The sequence below is a fragment of the Streptomyces gelaticus genome (assembly GCF_014649535.1).
GTDB classification, from domain to species: Bacteria; Actinomycetota; Actinomycetes; order Streptomycetales; family Streptomycetaceae; genus Streptomyces; species Streptomyces gelaticus.
Window position 1 is genome coordinate 238,631 of the sequence record NZ_BMTF01000008.1, and the last position, 16,655, is coordinate 255,285.

Sequence of the window (16,655 nt, forward strand, 5' to 3'; positions counted from 1 at the left end):
CGGTGAACCTCGCCTTCGTCGAGAGCCCGGTCCAGCTCCTGAACGTCCTGGAGTGGGCCTACGCAGAGGGAGGCGGCGACCGGGTCCTCACGGACATCACGGTCGTCGTCCTCCCCCCGGTCGACCCGATGTCGCGCGGTCAGCTGCGCCGGATGGCGGAGCTGGCCCGCGACGAGGGCATCAACGTCCGCTGGCAGGAGGCGCGCGGCGGCGCGGGCGCGCCCCTGAAGAGCCTGCGCGACCTGTCCGGACTGGTCCGCAGGGCGCAGCACATCGTCATCGGCGACCCGTTCTCCCGGTACGTCCAGCTCCTGCTCACCCTGGTCCGGGCCCGCCGTCTCACCGTGGTCGACGACGGCACGGCCACCATGGAGTTCGTCGCCCAGCTCGCGCGCGGCGAGCGCCTGGTGCGCTGGCACCGCAAGGGCAGCTCGGGCCCGCGCGAACTGGTCCTGGCCCCGGTCACGGCCCGCGCCCGCCGCCGCTTCACGCCCTCCGCCACCCGTACGGTCGAGGTCTTCACGGCCATGCCGGTCGAGGCTCCGCCCGGCGTGACCGTCACCCCCAACACCTTCGCCTGGACCCGCGCCCGCTTCGGCCCGCCGCTGCTCACCAAGGGCGCGGACCTGGTCGGCACCTCGCTGGTCGAGACGGGCGTGGTCGACCGGGACCAGTACCTGGAGGCCGTCGCGGCCCTGGCCCGCACCCACGGGGCGACCCGCTACTTCGCGCACCGCCGCGAGTCCACCGACAAGCTCCACGCCCTGGAGGCCGCCACCGGCCTGGAGATCGTCCGCCCCGACCTCCCCCTGGAACTCATCGCCCGCCGCGGCCCCATCGGCCGCACGGTCCTGAGCTTCCCCTCCACCGTCGTCCACACCCTGCCCCTGGCCCTGGCCGGCACCGACGTGAAGGTCGCCGTCTGCGACATCGCCCCCGAATGGCTCCGCGAGACGGCCTCCCCCCGCGCCCAGGGCTTCCTGAGCGGCGTCACGGAAACCGCCCGCGACGTCCAGCGCCTGGCGCCCTGGCGGGCGACGGCGGTGACGGAGGCGTAGCCCGTTCGGCATTTCATCAGCGCATCCCGAAGGCGTCGGCCAGGTCGTCCGGCAGGTCGTCGAAGTCGTCCTTGATGTGGATCTGCCCGCTGAGCGAGCCGCGCCCGGTCCGCCTTGTACGAGGATGGAGCGGCACCACCTTGGCCACTGGCTCTCCCGCTTTGGAGATCACCACTTCCTCGCCCGTGGCCACCTGCTCCAGGATGCGCGAGAGGTGGGTCGTCGCCTCGTGGACGTTGTACTGACGAGCTGCTTCCACGGCTGTCTCACAGGGGCGGATCGAGGGGGGACTAACCAGTGGACCAAGTCTGCCTCGCGCAGGCGGATCATGCCGGTGTGCCCGTTTCGTGTGCGGCCTGTGCGTTCGGAGCGCACGCGGAGTGCCTCGACGGCGTCGAGCTGCACCTGATGCAGAGGGTGGACGCCCCGACGCCGTCATGGATCACCCTGAGCCGTAAGTGGCCAGTCCCCAGGGTTTGTTGGGGGTAAGCCCCGATGGCGGGCAGGGGCCGCCGGGCGCGAGCATCGACGCATGACGACGATGCGGATGGCGACGGAGCGGCAGGGCGGGGCAGCCGGTGTGCAGGGCACGGCCGGGGCGACGGTCGGAGCGGCCCTCCTCGCGGGGCCCGCCCTGATGGCGGGGTACGGGGCCGTGCGGCTGGCCGGGCGGGCCGTCGGTGATTACGGGCCCGGGGTGTGGTGGACGGCGGCGCATCTGCTGTTCCTGGCCGGGGTGTTCGCCTTCGTCCCGGTCTTCCTGGGGTTGCGGGGACTCGCCGGGGAGCGCGGCGGCAGACGGGTCGCCGTCGAGGTGGCCGCCTGGACCGGGCTGCTCGGTGCGGCGGCGGTGGCGGTGCAGGCGGTGATCGACCTGGCGGCCGCGTTCGTCGCCGCGGACAAGCAGGCCATGAGCGAGATCTTCGAGCGGGTGCAGGACGTGCCCGGCGTGATGCCGTTGGTCTACACCGTGGTGCCGATGCTGTTCTGGCTCGGGCTGCTGGCCCTGGTCACCCTGCTCGCGTTCTTCCGCCGTGACGCGGTCCCGGCGTGGGCCCCGGTGCTGGTGCTGGCGGGCACGGCGCTGATGGCCGTGAGTCTGGATCTGCTGCCGGTCGGGGCCCTGTGTATCGGGGCGGCCCTGTTGCCGGTGCGCCGGGGGCTGTCCGGCTGACGGGGCCGGGTGGCCCGTTGCAGCCGCCGATCGTGGTTGCGGATCATGGTGCAAAAGGGGGCGAGTGTACCCACCCCGCCGTCACCTCACACGCCACGACGCAGTCATTTATTCGTCTATGTGGCTGAACTTTTCTTGTTTCATGGTCAGTTGAAGGGGGAAGGGCCTTACCCTTCACCAGGTGAACCCGTTGATGTCCCGCGATTCCGATGTCCAGCTGCCCGGCGACGAGGCGCTGCCCGGCACCCTGCCCGAGAACCTGCGTGCCGAGCTGATCGCCTTCCGGCGCGACCTGCACATGCACCCCGAGCTGGGCAACCAGGAGTTCCGCACCACCGCGGCCATCAAGGCCCGGCTGGAGAAGGCCGGGCTCGCACCCCGGGTGCTCGACACGGGGACGGGGCTCATCTGCGACGTGGGCACGCGGGACGACTCCACCGCGCCGATGCTCGCGCTGCGCGCCGACATCGACGCACTGCCGATCCCGGACACCAAGAGCGGCGTCCCGTACCGCTCCACCGTCCCCGACCGGGCGCACGCGTGCGGGCACGACATCCACACCACCTCGGTCCTCGGCGCCGGGCTCGTGCTCGCCGACCTCGACCGGCGCGGGCTGCTCCCGAACCCGGTGCGGCTGATCTTCCAGCCGGCCGAGGAGGTGCTGCCCGGCGGGGCGCCCGACACGATCCTGTCCGGGGCACTGGAGGGCGTCGGGCGGATCATCGGGGTGCACTGCGACCCGAAGGTGGACGTCGGGCGGATCGGGCTCCGGGTCGGGGCGATCACCTCGGCCTGCGACCGGCTGGAGGTGTCGCTCGACGGCCCCGGCGGCCACACCGCCCGCCCGCACCTGACCACCGACCTGGTCACCGCCGCCGCCAAGGTCGCCACCGAAGTGCCCGCGCTGCTGGCCCGCCGGGTCGACGCGCGCGCCGGGCTCGCCGTCACCTGGGGGCGGCTGGAGGCCGGTCACGCCTGCAATGTGATTCCGCAGCACGCCGAGCTGTCGGGCACCGTCCGCTGCCTGGAGCTGGCCGCCTGGCGGGAGGCCCCCGACCTGGTGCACGCCGCGATCGACGAGGTGGCCGGAATGCACGGCGCCAAGACGGTGATCAACTACGTCCGCGGCGTCCCGCCCGTCGTGAACGACGCCGCCATGATTGATCTGCTCGCCACGGCGATGACCGCGCGCCGCGGATCGTGCGCGATCGAGGACACCGAACAGAGTCTGGGCGGCGAGGACTTCTCCTGGTACCTGGAAAACGTGCCCGGCGCCATGGCCCGGCTCGGGGTGCGCACGCCCGGCGACACCGCCCGTCTCGACCTGCATCGCGGCGATTTCGACGCCGACGAGGAGGCGATCACGGTCGCCGTCGAGCTGTTCACTGCCTCCGCGTTGCTTGAAAAGACTCGGACCTCATTCTGAATTGATCAGTTGGACCCACCGGTGTTGATGCGCGTGTCCCCGCCCGTGGTGGTCGACGAGGTGGTCGCTGGGTGCGGTGATGGTCTATTTCGTGCTCGCGACGTGTCTGTTCTCCGGGCAGGGCTATGAGGAGGTGGCCCGGCTGCTCGCGCAGGAGCTGGAGCGGCTCCGCTGGTGGGAGAAGCCGTGACGGGTGCCGACGACAGCGGCGATCGGCCCGGCCCGCCGACGACTGGGGCTGGAGCCGCTGAAGGTGTTGTTCGCGCGGGTGTGTCGGCCGCTGGCGGGCGAGGACACTGCTGGCGCCTGGCACCGTCTTCGATGTGCCGGACACAGAGGCGAACGGCGGTTTCTTCGCGGCTTCCTCTGCTGCTTCAGACGACTTCTTCGCCTCACCACATAGGACACGGTTTTGGTGAGTGAGATCGTGCAGGGGCGCCGTCCCGCCTGGTGTGGATTGGACGGCGCCCTCAGCTATCGTCAGATGCGGTAGACGTTTGCTCCCACCTTGTACACACCGACGTTGGGGTTGTCGGAGCACTTTGCGCTGGAAGTTTCTCCGTTGCCCTTACCCCGGCCGTAGACGACCCATTGGCTCCCACGAGGGTCGATGCAGATGACCTTTACCTGCTGACGCTCAACAAGGGGCAGCATCCCCGTGCATTTTGAGTAGCCGGTCCACGGGGCCTTGCTGGACTTCCATACCTCACAGTCGGCCTTTTGGATTCGTACCTCGCTTGCTGTGGCGCTTGGCGCCACCAGTAAAGATCCAGCCACTGCAGTGAAAGCGAGCACTGAAGTGATCGAACGCCTTTTCATCTCTGCCCCTCCTTGTAATTCTGGCACCAAGTACCCCGCCGATGGGGACTCTTTGGCTGCCTGAGCAAGATAAAGAGTCACCGACTTGGTGATCTCCTCAGTGATCGAAAGTGAAACCGACTTTCAGGATGCCGACATTTGGATTATCTGAGCACTTCGCGGTGGAGGTCTCGGTGTTCTTCTTCCAGGGGCCGTAGGCGATCCACTGCGATCCGCGTGGGTCAACGCAGGTGACCTTCACTCGGAACTTGTCGGCCCATGCCATGCCGCTGCAGTAAGCAGAGCCGGTCCACGGTGCCCTGTTCGACTTCCAGGTGTTGCAGTCGCCGACTCGCACCCCTGCCGATGCGCCGGGGGCTAGCGCGAACGTTCCGGCGGTGAGTGTGAGCGCGATTCCCGTAACAACGGAGACCTTCTTCTTCACGGTTCCCCTTCCGCATCGCAAAAACCAGGCCGGGAGACAAATTCGGCATCCAGTTTTCGGGCAGCGTAAATTATTCCCGGTCAAGGTGCAGAACTCTCTGAGTGGCACGCACTGACGGGGGTTGAGTGGTCGGTCAATTCTTATCATTGAATGAACGGGCTTGGCAATGAGATGGTCAATTATGCAGGCGAGGGGCATGGAGCGGGGAATTCCGCTTTTCCTTCTCTCGGGGCTTTTTTCTCCTGGCGTGTTCCCTTTCGGTGCTCGGCGACGTTGGTCACGCAGCGTGGCCGCATCACTACTCGCACTGCCCTGGTGGTCGGCCTCGCGGTGGTTCGCGACGATCCGATAACGACTCGTGAACGGGTGCTTAACTGACATCTACGCGCGTTACGATCGCCGCGAAACCAGCGCCGGAAGAGGCGCTTCGGTCAGGTTTGAAGGAGCCTTCCCTTGCGCCGGGTATCCAAGATCACCGCTGCGTGTGCCGTCACTGCGACTCTGGCACTCACCGCCAGCGCGTGCGGCGAGTCGTCCACCGAGAGCTCCGGCTCCGACAAGGGCAAGATGAAGATCGGCATGGCCTACGACGTGGGCGGCCGTGGTGACAACTCGTTCAACGACTCCGCCGCGCGCGGCCTGGACAAGGCCAAGTCCGAGTTCGGTGCCGAGACCAAGGAGCTCACCGCCAAGACCGGTGAGACCCCTGCCGACCGCGAGCAGCGCCTGGAGTCGCTCGCCGAGGGCGGCTACAACCCGGTCGTCGCCGTCGGCTTCGCGTACAAGGACGCGGTCGACAAGGTCGCCGCCAAGTACCCGAAGGTGAACTTCGGTCTGGTCGACTCGGTCGCCACCGCCAAGAACGTCGACAGCATAGTCTTCACCGAGGAGCAGGGCTCCTACCTCGCCGGCGTCGCCGCCGCGCTGAAGTCGAAGGACGGCCAGGTCGGCTTCATCGGCGGTGTGGACCTTCCGCTGATCAAGAAGTTCGCCGCGGGCTTCCAGCAGGGTGTCCTGGACACCAACCCGAAGGCCAAGGTGCAGATCCAGTACCTGTCCACCGGTTCGGACCTGTCCGGCTTCGGCAGCCCCGACAAGGGCTCGGCCGCCGCCAAGGGCATGCTCGACAAGGGCGCCGACGTCATCTTCGCCGCCGCGGGCGGCTCGGGCGCCGGTTCGATCGAGGCCGTCGCGGGCAAGAAGGGCGCCTGGTCCATCGGCGTCGACTCCGACCAGGCCCTCGACCCGTCCCTGGCGAAGTACAAGGACACGATCATGACCTCCGTCGTCAAGAACGTCGACGGCGGTGTCTACGACCTGGTCAAGTCCGTCAAGGACGGCAAGCCGCTGACCGGCACGCAGACGTACACCCTGGCCAAGGACGGCGTCAGCCTGACCACCACGGGTGACCACATCAAGGACATCCAGACCAAGCTCGACGAGGCGAAGAAGAAGATCGCCGACGGCACCATCAAGGTCAAGACCACGACCTGATCCGACGTCGATCGGGGCCCGCGTGAGCCGCTTCGGCTTCACACGGGCCCCGATTTCACGTACGGACCCGGCCGGATTGCCGTAGCCGTACGCACACGGTCCGCGACCTGTCATCAGGTGGCCAACGATTCGGTGGCGCTACGCGCGTAGCCCCCCACCGGGCGCGATACCTTTCACGCTCCCACCGCCTCCGCCCTCCGCTCCTGCCAAGGAGAGTGCGCCATCAACGCGTCCAGCAGTCCCCATGCCGTGGAGCTCCGCGGCATCACCAAGCGGTTCCCCGGGGTCGTGGCCAACCACGACATCGACATCACCGTGCGCCGCGGCACCGTCCACGCCCTCGTCGGCGAGAACGGCGCCGGCAAGTCCACTCTGATGAAGATCCTTTACGGCATGCAGAAGCCGGACGAGGGCACCATCGCGGTGGACGGCGAGCAGGTCTCGTTCCACAACCCCGGTGATGCCATCGCGCGCGGCATCGGCATGGTGCACCAGCACTTCATGCTCGCCGACTACCTCACCGTCCTGGAGAACGTCGTCCTCGGCTCGGAGAAGCTGTACGGCATCGGTGACCGGGCCCGCGCGAAGATCAAGGAGATCTCCGACTCGTACGGCCTCGGGGTCCGCTCGGACGCCATGGTCGAGGACCTCGGGGTCGCCGACCGGCAGCGCGTGGAGATCCTCAAGGTCCTCTACCGCGGCGCCCGCACCCTGATCCTCGACGAGCCCACCGCGGTCCTCGTACCGCAGGAGGTCGACGCGCTCTTCGACAACCTGCGCGAGCTCAAGGCCGAGGGCCTGACCGTCATCTTCATCTCGCACAAGCTGGGCGAGGTCCTGTCGGTCGCCGACGAGATCACCGTCATCCGGCGCGGTACGACGGTGGGTACCGCCGACCCGAAGAGCACCACGACCAAGCAGCTCGCCGAGCTGATGGTCGGCAGCGAGCTCCCGTCCCCCGAGACCCGCGAGTCGACCGTCACCGACGTGCCGATGCTGACCGTCGACGGGCTGCGGCTGAGCGCCACGGACCCGGACGGCGTGGTCCGCTCGGTCCTCGACGGCATCGGCTTCACCATCCACAAGGGCGAGGTCCTCGGGATCGCGGGCGTCGAGGGCAACGGCCAGTCCGAACTCGTCGACGCGATCATGGGCATGCGCCAGCTCGACGCCGGAGTGCTCACCCTCGACGGCGCCGACATCTCCCGCACTCCCACCCGCAAGCGCCGCGAGGACGGCATGGGCGTCATCCCCGAGGACCGCCACCGGCACGGACTGCTGCTGGAGGCCCCCCTCTGGGAGAACCGCATCCTCGGCCACGTCACCGAACGCCCCAACAGCAAGGGCGCGTTCCTCGACCTCAAGGGCGCCCGCGCCGACACCGAGCGGATCGTCCGCGAGTACGACGTGCGCACCCCCGGCATCGACGTCACGGCCGCCTCGCTCTCCGGCGGCAACCAGCAGAAGCTGATCGTCGGCCGTGAGATGAGCCACGACCCCAAGCTCCTGATCGCCGCGCACCCGACCCGGGGCGTGGACGTCGGCGCGCAGGCGCAGATCTGGGACCAGATCCGCGAGGCGCGCCGCGAGGGCCTCGCGGTGCTGCTGATCTCCGCCGACCTGGACGAGCTGATCGGGCTCTCCGACACCCTGCGTGTCATGTACCGCGGGCGGCTGGTCGCGGACGCCGACCCGGCGACCATCACTCCGGAGGAGCTCGGCTCGGCGATGACGGGCGCGGCCACCGGACACCTGGAAGCCCCGGATGCGTCCCCGGCCTCCGAAGACGCGGCCCCCGACGGCGCCGACAGCACCGACACCGACCCCCGGAACGGGGGAGAGGACCGATGAAGAAGATCGACAAGGAGCGGCTGCTCCTGGGGATCGCGGCCCCCGTACTCGCGATCGTGGTCGCCTTCCTGGTGACCGCACTCGTGCTGGCCGCCACCGGCAAGGAGCCGTTCAGCGCCTTCGGCATCATGTTCGACTACGGAATGAAGTCGGACAGCCAGGTCTACATCCTCAACAAGGCGACGACGTACTACCTCGCGGGTCTCGCGGTGGCCGTCGGCTTCCGGATGAACCTCTTCAACATCGGCGTCGACGGCCAGTACCGCCTCGCCGCCTTCTTCGCCGCCGCTGTCGGCGGCGCGCTGACACTGCCCGGCGCCCTCCAGATCCCGCTGATCATCCTCACCGCGGTGATCGTCGGCGCGATGTGGGCCGGCATCGCCGGTGTCCTCAAGGTCACCCGTGGCGTCAGCGAGGTCGTCTCGACGATCATGCTGAACGCCATCGCGACCGCGATCATCGGCTACCTCCTCCAGCAGGGGCGCCTCGGCCACCTGGACGAGGCCGGCACGAAGATCTCCACCAATCCGATCCCGGAGTCCTCGCACTTCTTCGAGTTCCCGACCACCCCGTCGCCCGTCTGGGGCTTCATCGTGATCGCGGTCGTCGCGGGCGTCGCCTACTGGTTCACGCTCTCGCGCACCCGCTTCGGCTTCGACCTGCGCACGGTCGGCCAGTCCGGTTCCGCGGCCGAGGCCAGCGGTGTCGACGTCAAGAAGATGGTCGTCACCTCGATGCTGATCTCCGGCGCCGTCGCCGGTCTGGTCGGAATGCCGACCCTCCTCAACGACAGCTACGAGTACAGCGGCGACTTCCCGGTGGGCATCGGCTTCACCGGTATCGCCATCGCCCTTCTCGGCCGCAACCACCCCGTCGGCATCGCACTCGGCGCGCTGCTCTGGGGCTTCCTGGAGCGCGGCACCGGCAAGCTCGAATTCGAGGGCTACGACAAGGAGATCGTCGGTGTGATCCAGGGAGTCATCGTCCTGTGCGTCGTCATCGCCTACGAAGTCGTCCGCCGCTACGGACTCAAGCGCCAGCAGAGCAAGGTCGGCGCGGAACTGGCCGCACAGGCCGCCGCCCGTAACAACGACCAGCAGGAGGTGTCGGCGTGAGCGCCACGGCGACTTCCACCCCGCCCCCCGCGGCCCCCAAGGTCTCCGGTGGCAAGGGCGGCCGCACCCGCCTCTCCTTCCCCGTCGTCCTGCTGATCATCGCGGGCGTGCTGCTCGCGCTGTCCGCCGTGCGCGCCATCACCGGTGCGGAGGATGTCACTTCGGCGGGCCAGATCAGCGCGGCGCTCGCCATGGCCGTACCGATCGGACTCGCCGGTCTCGGCGGCCTGTGGGCCGAGCGGGCCGGTGTGGTCAACATCGGCCTCGAAGGCATGATGATCCTGGGCACCTTCTTCGGCGCCTGGGCCGGCTGGCAGACCAACCCGTGGCTCGGCGTACTGGCCGGGGTCGTCGGCGGCATGCTCGGCGGGCTGCTGCACGCGATCGCGACCGTCACCTTCGGCGTCGACCACATCATCTCCGGTATCGCCATCAACATCCTGGCGCTCGGCTTCACCACCTACTTCGCCAAGCTCTGGTTCAACTCGGGCGAGGCCGCGGCCAAGGGCGGCAGCCCGAAGCAGTCCCCACCGGCCGACGACATCACCTCGGTGACGATCCCGGGCCTCTCCGACTGGCTGCACTCCATCGAGAAGCACCACTGGTTCTTCGTCTCCGACCTGGCCGGTGTCATCGGCGGCCTGGTCACCAACGTGTCGCTGCTGACGATCGTGGCCATCGTCCTGTTCGTCCTCACGTTCTTCGTGCTGTGGAAGACCTCGTTCGGGCTGCGGCTGCGCTCCTGCGGTGAGAACCCGGTCGCCGCCGAGTCGCTCGGTGTGAACGTCTACACGTACAAGTACATCGCGGTGATCGTCTCCGGCGGTATGGCCGGCCTCGGAGGTGCCTTCCTCTCGCTGGTCACCTCGCACATCTACAACGAGGGTCAGACCGGCGGCCGCGGCTACATCGGTCTCGCCGCGATGATCTTCGGCAACTGGCGGCCCGGCGGACTCGCCATGGGCGCCGGGCTGTTCGGCTTCGCCGACGCGCTCCAGCTGCGCAACGGCGGCGAGTCCGTCCACGCGCTGCTCCTGCTGCTCGTGGTCGTGCTGGCCGTGCTCGCGGCCTGGAAGCTCTACCGCAAGAGCTTCGTCCAGGGCGTGGTCAGCGCGGTCATCGCCGCCGCGGTGCTGGTCTGGTACCTCGGTACGGACACCGTGCCCACCGAGTTCGTGAGCGCCACCCCGTACATTGTCACGCTGCTCGTCCTCTCTCTCTCCGCCCAGCGGCTGCGGATGCCGAAGGCGGACGGCATGCGCTACCGCAAGGGCCAGGGCAAGTGACGGCCGCCGCCGAGGTCGACTGGGCGGCGCTGCGGAGCGCCGCACGGTCCGCGATGACCCACGCGTACGTCCCGTACTCGCACTACCCGGTCGGCGCCGCGGCGCTCGTCGACGACGGCCGTACGGTCTTCGGCTGCAACGTCGAGAACGCCTCGTACGGCATCGGGCTGTGCGCCGAGTGCGGCCTGGTCTCCCAGCTGCACGCCACCGGGGGCGGCCGACTCACCCACTTCACCTGCGTGGACGGGGCCGGCGAGATCCTGGTGCCGTGCGGCCGGTGCAGGCAGCTGCTGTACGAGTTCGGCGGCCCCGAGCTGGTCCTGGAGACGCCCGACGGGCTGCGCACGCTCGACGAGATGCTGCCGCAGGCGTTCGGCCCGGACCATCTGAAGTAGCGGGCGCCCGCAGCGCGCCCACCGTGGCCCTCCCGCCCGCCGGGAGGGCCACCTCCATCTCCCCCCTCTATGCGCGTAGAGTCATTCGGGACTCTTGCGTACCGCACGCACTCCTGTACGTACCGGCCGGAAGGACTCCCAGGACATGGACGCCATCTCCGTCATCCGCACCAAGCGGGACCGAGGCGAGCTGACCCCCGAGCAGATCGACTGGGTGATCGACGCGTACACCCGCGGTGAGGTCGCCGACGAGCAGATGTCCGCGCTGGCCATGGCGATCCTGCTGAACGGCATGAACCGCACCGAGATCGCCCGCTGGACCGCCGCGATGATCGCCTCCGGTGAGCGGATGGACTTCGCGTCGCTCTCCCGGCCCACCACCGACAAGCACTCCACCGGCGGCGTCGGCGACAAGATCACCCTGCCGCTCGCCCCCCTGGTCGCCGCCTGCGGCGCGGCCGTGCCGCAGCTCAGCGGCCGGGGCCTCGGCCACACCGGCGGCACCCTCGACAAGCTGGAGTCCATCCCCGGCTGGCGCGCCCACCTCTCCAATGAGGAGATGCTGAACGTCCTGGACACCACCGGAGCGGTGATCTGCGCCGCCGGTGACGGGCTCGCCCCCGCCGACAAGAAGCTGTACGCGCTCCGCGATGTCACCGGCACCGTCGAGGCCATCCCGCTCATCGCCAGCTCCATCATGTCCAAGAAGATCGCCGAGGGCACCGGCGCGCTCGTCCTGGACGTCAAGGTCGGCTCCGGCGCCTTCATGAAGACCATCGAGGACGCCCGCGAACTGGCCTCCACCATGGTCGCGCTGGGCACCGACAGCGGAGTGCGCACCGTCGCCCTGCTCACCGACATGGCCACCCCCCTCGGCCTGACCGCGGGCAACGCCCTGGAGGTGCGCGAATCGGTCGAGGTACTGGCCGGCGGCGGCCCGAAGGACGTCGTCGACCTCACCCTCGCCCTGGCCCGCGAAATGCTGGACGCGGCCGGGCTCAAGGACGCCGACCCGGAGAAGGCCCTCGCCGACGGCTCCGCGATGGACGTCTGGCGCCGGATGATCTCCGCCCAGGGCGGTGACCCCGACGCCACGCTCCCGGTCGCCCGTGAGCAGCACGTGGTCACGGCCCCGTCCACCGGCGTACTGACCCGCCTGGACGCCTACGACATCGGCGTCGCCGCCTGGCGCCTCGGCGCGGGCCGCGCCCGCAAGGAGGACCCGGTCCAGGCCGGCGCGGGCGTCGAGCTGCACGCCAAGCCGGGCGACGAGGTGACGGCCGGGCAGCCGCTGCTGACGCTGCACACCGACACCCCCGAGAAGTTCGACTACGCCCTGAAGGCGCTGCCCGACGCGTACGACATCGCCCCGGCCGGTACGGCGTTCACCGCCACCCCGGTGGTGCGGGAACGTATCGCCTGACCTGCGGCTTTCCCATTCGGGTGAACGGGATCGGTGGACCGCCACCGGTCCCGTTCGGCGTGCTGGACTCGGTGACGCAGCGACAAAGGATGACGCACCGACATGAGGAGACCGCCATGGGCGCACTCACCGTCGATCCCGCCCCGGGCCACGGCCAGGACTGGGACGACCTCGTCCGGATCTGCGAGGAGACGGACGCGCCCGAGGGCTGCAAGGTGCAGCTCATCGAGGGGATCGTCACCGTGGAGCCACCGCCGTCCAAGGACCACAACCTCACTGCGGAACTGCTGCAACGCAGGCTCTACGGCGTCATCCCCGAGAACTGGGGGATTTACCAGACTCTCGGCGTCGCCATGCCCGGACGGGGCGGGATCTACATCCCCGATCTCGTCGTCATGCCGTGTGCCGCGGTGGCCGGGCCGGGCAACCGCGTCCCGGCCGAAGAGGCGCGGCTCGTCGTCGAGATCACCTCGCAGGCCAACGCCGACCACGACCGCATCGGCAAGGTGCACGGCTACGCGAAGGCCGGTGTCGGGCTGTTCCTGCTGCTCGACCCGTGGCACTCGGGCCGCCCCACCGCCACGCTCTACGGGGAACCCGACGGCGGCACCTACCGGGTGCTGGACACGGTCGAGCACGGGGAGAAGCTGACGCTGCCCGAGCCGTTCGGGCTGACCTGGACACCGGGATCTTCCCGGTCAGCTGAGCGACGCCGCAACGCGCCCGTCCTCCCGGTGCGACCCGGAAACGCGAGCGGCCCGCCGGGGCGGAAGGATCCGTCCCGGCGGGCCGCCGTCATGCGGTCGGGTGGCTATGCGCTCACTTGCCGAAGTACGCGTTGTAGATCGACACCGACGACTTGTTGCCCTGCTTGTCCGTGACGTCCGCCCGGTAGGAGATGGACTTCCCCTTGGCCGGGTTCTTCACGGAGATCTTGCCCGCCTTGACCGTGGACTTCTTCCAGGTCTTGCCGGCGTCGTAACTGACGTACACCGTCAGAGACTTGAGGTTCTTCCCGGCGGCCGCGCCCTGCACCTTCACGGGCACCGAAGCGGTCCGGCCCGAGGTCACCTTGCCGTCCAGCGTCACATTGGGCGTGAAGCGGACCGTGGAGACCGGCAGCAGGGTCTCGGCGGCGGTCTTCTTGGAGCGGAAGGTCCAGCTCGCGTCGATCCGGGTGGAGAGGGCCGTGGCCTTCGGGTCGAGCCGGACGGAGCTCGTCAGCCGGTAGTCGGCGGCGGCCGCAGGCACGGTGAAGGGCACGCCCTCCAGCGGGTCCGTGTTCTGGGCGAGCTTCGCGCCGTTGCGGTACAGCACGGTCTTGACCGAGCTGTAAGCCGTGAAGCCGACGTTGCCACTGCCGTCGGCCGAGATCGGCAGCTTCGGGACGATGGAGTTGCCGTCGCGGAGGATCCCCGCGCCGGAGCCGAGCGCCGGGCCGAACACCGCGGTGTTGACCTTCTTCGCGTAGGTCTTGCCCGCCTTGAGGGTCTGCGGGTCGCCGAGGGTGTACATCGCGTCGGTGGCCGGGATGCCGTCGGCGTCCGGAGCACCGTCCTGCATGAAGTCGAAGGCCCACTTCGCCTTGTCGTCGGTCGAGACGTAGGCGGTGGCGGTGCCGGGGACCTTGTGCAGCGACCAGGCGGCCCAGCCGCCGTCCATGCCGGGCAGCGTGCCCGACACGGCGATCTCACCGGTCTTGCCCTTGGCGGCCGAGCCGAGGGAGAGGCCGACCTTGGCCAGCTGGCCGGTGGTGTACTTCCGCTCGAAGCCGGTGGCCGCCCCGGTCACCGGACCGCCGGCCACGATGTCGTACCGGGTCGAGGTCCCCTTGGCCCAGCTGCCGATCCAGTTCTGGCTGAGCGAGCCGTCGGTGACCTTGGGGCCGAAGTGCGCCGTGCGGAAGTTCTTGTACGTGTCGAGGAGCCAGCCGTACCCGTAGGCGTTGTCCTCGGACGCGTACTGGAGCTCGGTCGTCGCCAGCAAGGGCTTGGCGCCGGTGGCGGGCACGGTGATGTTCACCGGCTTCGCCTTGCGCGCGTCGAACGTCAGGCTGACGTCCTTGTTGATGTCCAGCTTCGGCTGTGACAGCCAGTCCGTGCCCTTGGTGTAGTCCTCGGGGTCGACGGTGACGCCGGTGTTCAGCGTGTAACCGCCCGCGGGGACGCGGACCTTCGCCGTGCCGGCGGTGCTCGTCGGCGCGAGCCACTGGCCGACCGCCGAGCCCGTGAGCCCGAAGAGGTTGGAATCGACGAACTCGGCCGGCTTGCCGTCCCGGCCGATGGTCTTGACGGTGAGGTCGTACGACTCGATCTCGCGCTCGACCGCGGCCGCGGTGCGGACGCTCTGGCCGCCACCCGTCCCGACGACGTACGCGGAGTACGTGCCGTCCTCCGTACCGCCCAGCTTGGTGTTCACGGTCAGCGGCACGTCCGCGGTGCCGCCCGCCGGGACGGTCACCTTGTCGGCGCCGAGAGCGAAGAAGCCGGCCGGGGCGGGCTTGCCCTTCGGGCCGGTCGCGGTGATGGCGAGGTCGAGGGTGACGTCGCTGCTGCCGAGGTTGCGGTACGTCACCTTCTTGGTGACCGGGGTGTCGTCGGTGTGCGGCCACTGCTGCAGCCCGAAGCTCACCGAGACCGGCTCGGCCACGACGGTCTGGGCGATCGCCCGGTCGACCGCGATCCGGCCCGTGCCCTGCTCGAACGGCGTGTACGCGCCCGGCTTCGTCGAGGCGGTCAGCGCGCCCTTGAGCTCGGCGTACTTCCACTCGGGGTGCTGCTGCTTGAGGAGCGCGGCGGCGCCCGCGACATGCGGGGTCGCCATCGACGTACCGGAGATCGTCAGGTAGCCCGGCGGGTTCTGGCCGACCTCCTGGTCGATGGCGGAGCCGGGAGCGGCCGCCGCCGTGATGTCCACGCCGGGGGCGGTGACATCGGGCTTGATCGCGCTGTCGCCGATGCGCGGGCCACGGCTGGAGAAGTCGGCCAGCTGGTCCTTGTCGTCGACCGCGCCGACCGTCAGCGCGGCGTCCGCGCTGCCCGGGGAGCCGACCGTACCGGCCCCGTCGCCCTCGTTGCCCGCCGCGATGGCGAACAGGACACCCTTGTCGGCGGACAGCTTGTTGACCGCCGCTTCCAGCGGGTCCACCTCGGGGGTGTCGCCGCCGCCGAGGCTCAGGTTGATGATGTCGGCGTCCTGCGCGACCGCCCACTCCATGCCGGCCAGGATGCCGGCGTCGTCGCCGAAGCCGTCGTCGTCGAGCACCTTGCCTTCCAGCAGCTTGGCGTCCGGGGCCACACCCTTGAACTTGCCGCCCGACTTGGCGCCGGTACCGGCCGCGATCGACGAGACATGGGTGCCGTGGCCGACCCGGTCCTTCGCGTCGGGCGAGGCGGTGAAGTTCTTCGTGTCGAGGATCTGGCCCTTGAGGTCGGGGTGGGTGGCGTCCACACCGGTGTCCAGGACGGCGATCTTGACGCCCTTGCCGGTGTAGCCGGCCTTCCAGGCGGCCGGGGTGCCGATCTGCGGAACGCTCTTGTCGAGGCTCGCCCGGCGTATGCCGTTCAGCCAGACCCGGTCGATCCCGGCGGCGAAGGTGCGCTGGGCGCGTTGCGAGGCCTCGCTGGTGAGCGCCTGCCAGATGTCCTGGGCGTCACGCCGAGGGGTGATCACCGACTCGGCGTTCAGCGTCTTCAGGGTCCGGTCGACCCGGGTGGAGCCGGCCTCGCGGACCTCGGCCTTCGCGTCGGCGGCCTTCGCGCCCCGGTAGGAGACGATCAGCTTCAGGCCCGACTTCTGGGCCCGGCGGTTCTCCGCGCGGTTCAGCTCGGTGACGTCGAACAGCCGGCGGTCCAGCTTTCCTGAGCTGATCAGGCGGTGCGCGTCGGCGGGGACGAGCAGGGTGTGCCCGTTGTGTATCTGCCGCTGCACGGGTATGTGCTCGCGTCCCTCGGCGGCCCGGAATCCTATGACCCGGCCCTTGGCGTCCACCGTGACGACGTCGCCGGTGATCAGCGTCAGCCGGTGCTGGCTCTGGGACTGGGTGCCGGTCTGCCGGGCGGCGTCGGGCTGGGCGACGGCCGGGGTGGTCATCCCGGCCGCGAGCGCCACGGCGGCTGCCGCGGCGACGGTCGAAACACACGCGTTTCTCACGTGTTTGCGCAACTCTCCCCCTGGAGAATCGGGCGGCC

General features: G+C 69.4%; 13 protein-coding genes and 1 pseudogene. 11 read left to right on the forward strand and 3 right to left on the reverse strand.

From position 1 onward, the window contains the following. Positions 1–2: 2 nt before the first annotated feature. Complete coding sequence (locus IE107_RS15095; RefSeq protein ID WP_189544257.1) at positions 3–1,058, forward strand: hypothetical protein; 1,056 nt, start codon at positions 3–5, stop codon at positions 1,056–1,058. Positions 1,059–1,074: 16 nt separating this feature from the next. Here IE107_RS15095 and IE107_RS15100 read toward each other — a convergent pair whose 3' ends face one another. Then, complete coding sequence (locus IE107_RS15100; protein WP_189544258.1) at positions 1,075–1,317, reverse strand: type II toxin-antitoxin system Phd/YefM family antitoxin; 243 nt, start codon at positions 1,315–1,317, stop codon at positions 1,075–1,077. A gap of 273 nt (positions 1,318–1,590) precedes the next feature. Here IE107_RS15100 and IE107_RS15105 point away from each other — a divergent pair, with 273 nt between their 5' ends. From IE107_RS15105 to IE107_RS15115, 3 genes are all read left to right on the forward strand, one after another. After that, a complete protein-coding gene (locus tag IE107_RS15105; protein WP_189544259.1) occupies positions 1,591–2,232 on the forward strand; it encodes a hypothetical protein in 642 nt (213 codons plus the stop codon). 193 nt (positions 2,233–2,425) lie between these two features. Next, on the forward strand, positions 2,426–3,658 hold the full coding sequence (locus IE107_RS15110) for an amidohydrolase (RefSeq protein ID WP_189544340.1): 1,233 nt from the start codon (positions 2,426–2,428) through the stop codon (positions 3,656–3,658). 79 nt (positions 3,659–3,737) lie between these two features. Beyond that, positions 3,738–3,848, forward strand: a complete 111-nt coding sequence (locus tag IE107_RS15115) for a transposase domain-containing protein (protein WP_229866946.1) — start codon at positions 3,738–3,740, stop codon at positions 3,846–3,848. A gap of 726 nt (positions 3,849–4,574) precedes the next feature. Here IE107_RS15115 and IE107_RS15120 read toward each other — a convergent pair. Next, positions 4,575–4,901 carry a hypothetical protein gene (locus tag IE107_RS15120; protein WP_189544261.1) on the reverse strand — a complete coding sequence of 109 codons (327 nt, stop codon included), beginning with the start codon at positions 4,899–4,901 and terminating at the stop codon, positions 4,575–4,577. A 453-nt stretch (positions 4,902–5,354) separates the two neighbouring features. Between IE107_RS15120 and IE107_RS15125 the strand changes: the two genes are divergently transcribed. The 7 genes and pseudogenes from IE107_RS15125 (at position 5,355) to IE107_RS15155 (ending at position 13,171) form a co-directional block, all read left to right on the forward strand. After that, positions 5,355–6,395, forward strand: coding sequence for a BMP family lipoprotein (locus IE107_RS15125; RefSeq protein ID WP_189544262.1), 1,041 nt, complete (start codon positions 5,355–5,357; stop codon positions 6,393–6,395). Between the two features lie 249 nt (positions 6,396–6,644). Next, positions 6,645–8,246: an ABC transporter ATP-binding protein gene (locus IE107_RS15130; RefSeq protein ID WP_189544263.1), complete on the forward strand. Its 1,602-nt coding sequence runs from the start codon at positions 6,645–6,647 to the stop codon at positions 8,244–8,246. Then, positions 8,243–9,361, forward strand: coding sequence for an ABC transporter permease (locus IE107_RS15135; protein ID WP_189544264.1), 1,119 nt, complete (start codon positions 8,243–8,245; stop codon positions 9,359–9,361). The genes IE107_RS15130 and IE107_RS15135 overlap by 4 nt, the downstream gene beginning before the upstream one ends. Further along, positions 9,358–10,647 carry an ABC transporter permease gene (locus IE107_RS15140; protein ID WP_189544265.1) on the forward strand — a complete coding sequence of 430 codons (1,290 nt, stop codon included), beginning with the start codon at positions 9,358–9,360 and terminating at the stop codon, positions 10,645–10,647. Before IE107_RS15135 ends, IE107_RS15140 begins: the two co-directional genes overlap by 4 nt. Further along, entirely contained in the window at positions 10,644–11,042 is a 399-nt protein-coding gene (locus IE107_RS15145) for a cytidine deaminase (RefSeq protein WP_189544266.1), read from the forward strand. Before IE107_RS15140 ends, IE107_RS15145 begins: the two co-directional genes overlap by 4 nt. A 145-nt stretch (positions 11,043–11,187) precedes the next feature. Continuing rightward, the gene (locus tag IE107_RS15150) at positions 11,188–12,465 is read left to right on the forward strand and encodes a thymidine phosphorylase (protein WP_189544267.1); all 1,278 of its coding nucleotides are present in this window, start codon (positions 11,188–11,190) and stop codon (positions 12,463–12,465) included. A 116-nt stretch (positions 12,466–12,581) separates the two neighbouring features. Further along, positions 12,582–13,171 (forward strand): annotated as a pseudogene (locus IE107_RS15155) (Uma2 family endonuclease). A 113-nt stretch (positions 13,172–13,284) separates the two neighbouring features. Here the strand turns inward: IE107_RS15155 and IE107_RS15160 are convergent. Continuing rightward, on the reverse strand, positions 13,285–16,617 hold the full coding sequence (locus IE107_RS15160) for a S8 family peptidase (RefSeq protein ID WP_444545017.1): 3,333 nt from the start codon (positions 16,615–16,617) through the stop codon (positions 13,285–13,287). Positions 16,618–16,655 lie beyond the last annotated feature (38 nt).

What these genes read in the sequence shown, in the direction of transcription:
- IE107_RS15105 (WP_189544259.1), top strand. Translation starts at nt 1,591, where the DNA reads ATGACGACGATGCGGATGGCGACGGAGCGGCAGGGCGGGGCAGCCGGT.
- IE107_RS15110 (WP_189544340.1), top strand. Translation starts at nt 2,426, where the DNA reads ATGTCCCGCGATTCCGATGTCCAGCTGCCCGGCGACGAGGCGCTGCCC.
- IE107_RS15115 (WP_229866946.1), top strand. Translation starts at nt 3,738, where the DNA reads ATGGTCTATTTCGTGCTCGCGACGTGTCTGTTCTCCGGGCAGGGCTAT.
- IE107_RS15135 (WP_189544264.1), top strand. Translation starts at nt 8,243, where the DNA reads ATGAAGAAGATCGACAAGGAGCGGCTGCTCCTGGGGATCGCGGCCCCC.
- IE107_RS15150 (WP_189544267.1), top strand. Translation starts at nt 11,188, where the DNA reads ATGGACGCCATCTCCGTCATCCGCACCAAGCGGGACCGAGGCGAGCTG.